At 73.5% G+C, this 2,633-nt stretch carries 3 protein-coding genes; all 3 read left to right on the forward strand.

All coding sequences use genetic code 11. From position 1 onward, the window contains the following. On the forward strand, window positions 1-342 hold a 342-nt coding region (locus tag AOK23_RS43485), incomplete at its 5' end, for an acyl-CoA dehydrogenase family protein (protein WP_276205814.1). A 64-nt stretch (window positions 343-406) separates the two neighbouring features. Continuing rightward, window positions 407-1,456 carry a Zn-dependent alcohol dehydrogenase gene (locus tag AOK23_RS43490; protein ID WP_055717861.1) on the forward strand — a complete coding sequence of 350 codons (1,050 nt, stop codon included), beginning with the start codon at window positions 407-409 and terminating at the stop codon, window positions 1,454-1,456. Between the two features lie 197 nt (window positions 1,457-1,653). Beyond that, window positions 1,654-2,633: glycosyltransferase (locus AOK23_RS43495; RefSeq protein ID WP_240496855.1), on the forward strand; the 980-nt coding region annotated here is incomplete at its 3' end.

Genomic DNA, 2,633 nt, shown 5'->3' on the forward strand with positions numbered 1-2,633 from the left:
GTACGGGAGCGGCTCGTACGGCAGTGGGCGGAGCTGCGGGTGATGCGGTGGAACGCCCTGCGGACGCTGGGCGGTTCGGAGGAGCCGGGCGCGCCGAGCGTGGCCAAGCTGCTGTGGGGGGGATGGCATCAGCGGCTCGGGGAGCTGGCGATGGAGGTGCGGGGCGCGGGGGCGGCGGTGGGGCCCGTGGAGTGGTCGCCGGGGGCGCCGTACGAACTCGATCCGCTTCAGCACCTGTTCCTGTTCAGCCGGGCCGACACCATCTACGGCGGTTCGGACGAGGTGCAGCGCACGATCATCGCCGAGCGGGTGCTCGGTCTGCCGAGGGAACCGAGGGGTTGAGGGGCGTGACGAGGGTGCGCAGGGTGAGGGTCGGCCTGTCGACGGTGGGTCGGGGGGTGCCGGCGTGAGAGGCGTCGTGTTCGACGGGAAGCGGGTCGAGGTCGTCGACGATCTCGACGTCCGGGAGCCGGGGCCCGGCGAGGTGCGGGTCGCGGTCGCGGCGGCCGGGCTCTGCCACAGCGATCTGTCGGTGGTGGACGGGACGATCCCGTTCCCGGCGCCGGTGGTGCTCGGGCACGAGGGTGCGGGCGTCGTCGACGCGGTGGGCGCGGGCGTCACCCATGTCCGACCCGGTGACCATGTGGCGCTGTCCACCCTCGCCAACTGCGGGACCTGCGCCGACTGCGACCGGGGGCGGCCCACCATGTGCCGTCGTGCGATCGGGCGCCCGGAGCGGCCGTTCACACGCGGTGAGGAGCCGGTGTTCCAGTTCGCCGCCAACTCCGCCTTCGCCGAGCGGACGGTCGTCAAGGCCGTGCAGGCCGTGCGGATACCGGACGACATCCCCTTGTCGTCGGCCGCGTTGATCGGGTGCGGTGTCCTGACCGGGGTCGGCGCGGTCCTCAACCGGGCGCGCGTCGACCGGGGCGAGAGCGTGCTCGTCATCGGGGCCGGGGGCATCGGGCTCAACGTCATCCAGGGGGCGCGCCTCGCGGGCGCGACCCGGATCGTCGCGGTCGACGCCAACCCGGAGAAGGAGACCGTGGCCCGGCAGTTCGGCGCCACACACTTCCTCACCTCCGCGGAAGACGCACGGGAGGTCGTGCCGACCGGTGTCGACCACGCCTTCGAGTGCGTCGGCCGCGTCGAACTCATCCGCCAGGCGATCGATCTGCTGGACCGGCGGGGGCAGGCGGTGCTGCTGGGCGTACCGGCGGCCACGGCCGAGGCGTCCTTCCGGGTCTCCTCCCTCTACCTGGACAAGGCGATCCTGGGCTGCCGTTACGGATCGTCCCGCCCGCAGCGGGACATCGCGCTCTACGCCGAGCTGTACCGCGAAGGGCGGCTGCTGCTCGACGAGTTGGTGACCGCCACGTACCCGGTGGAGGACTTCGCGAAGGCGGCCCAGGACGCGGCGGAGGGGAGGGTCGCGCGGGCGGTGCTCACGTTCTGAGCGACGGGGCGCAAACGAAAGGGCAAGGAGTCACCGAACTCCTTGCCATGCTCAACTTATAGCGCACGGGGGGTCTTGCGGCAAGGGCCCGGTCGTACCGCAGAATCACCGGCCTGAGCGGAAGTTCCGCGGAGATCGGGAGTGGTGGAGTGCGCGTTGTGCTGTCGACCTACGGGTCGCGGGGGGACATCCAGCCGATGGCGGGACTGGCCGCGAGTCTGCGGGAGTCGGGCGCCGAGGTACGGGTGTGCGGCCCGTCGGACGAGGAGTTCGGGAAGCTGCTCGCCGGGATCGGCGTGGAGATGGTGCCGTACGGGCCGTCGGCGCGGTCCCTGACGAAGGCGGCGCCGGCCGCTTCGACGATCCCCGAACGCGCCGCCCAGGTGATCGCCAGCCAGTTCGAGGTGATCACCGCGGCGGCCGAGGGCTGGGACGTCCTCGTGGCGACCGGCATGATCCCGGCCGCGGCCGGTGCGCGCTCGGTGGCCGAGAGACTCGGCATCCCCTCGGTGTCCGTGACCTTCCAGCAGCTCACGCTGCCGTCGCCGCAGCGCCCGCCGCTGGCGTACCCGGGGCATCCGCTGCCGCCGGACGTGACCGACAACCGGGCGCTGTGGGACCTCGACGCCGAGGCCGTCGACGCGCTGTTCGGGGAGGCGCTGAACACCCACCGGGCCGCGGTCGGACTGCCCCCGGTGGACGGCGTCCGCGACCATGTCGTCGGCGACCGGCCCTGGCTGGCGACGGACCCCGTCCTCGACCCGCCGACGGAGATGCCGGACTTCGACGTCGTCCAGACGGGCGCGTGGTTCCTGCCCGACGAACGGCCCCTGCCGGACGAGCTGTCGGCGTTCCTGGACGCCGGTGAACCCCCGGTCTACGTGGGCTTCGGCAGCATGCCCATGCACGCCGCGCGGGACGTCGCCCGCACCGCCGTCGACGCGGTGCGGGCGCGGGGCCGCCGGGTGCTCGTCGGCCGCGGCTGGGCCGATCTCGCCCTGATCGACGAGCGGGACGACTGCCTCGCCGTCGGCGAGGTCAACCACCAGGCGCTGTTCGGGCGGGTGGCCGCCGTCGTCCACCACGGGGGCGCCGGCACCACGACCACGGCCGCCCGGTGCGGCGCGCCCCAGGTCGTCGTACCGCAGCTGGCGGACCAGCCGTACTGGGCGGGCCG

This window comes from Streptomyces torulosus (assembly GCF_001419765.1).
In the GTDB taxonomy this organism is placed as follows: domain Bacteria; phylum Actinomycetota; class Actinomycetes; order Streptomycetales; family Streptomycetaceae; genus Streptomyces; species Streptomyces torulosus.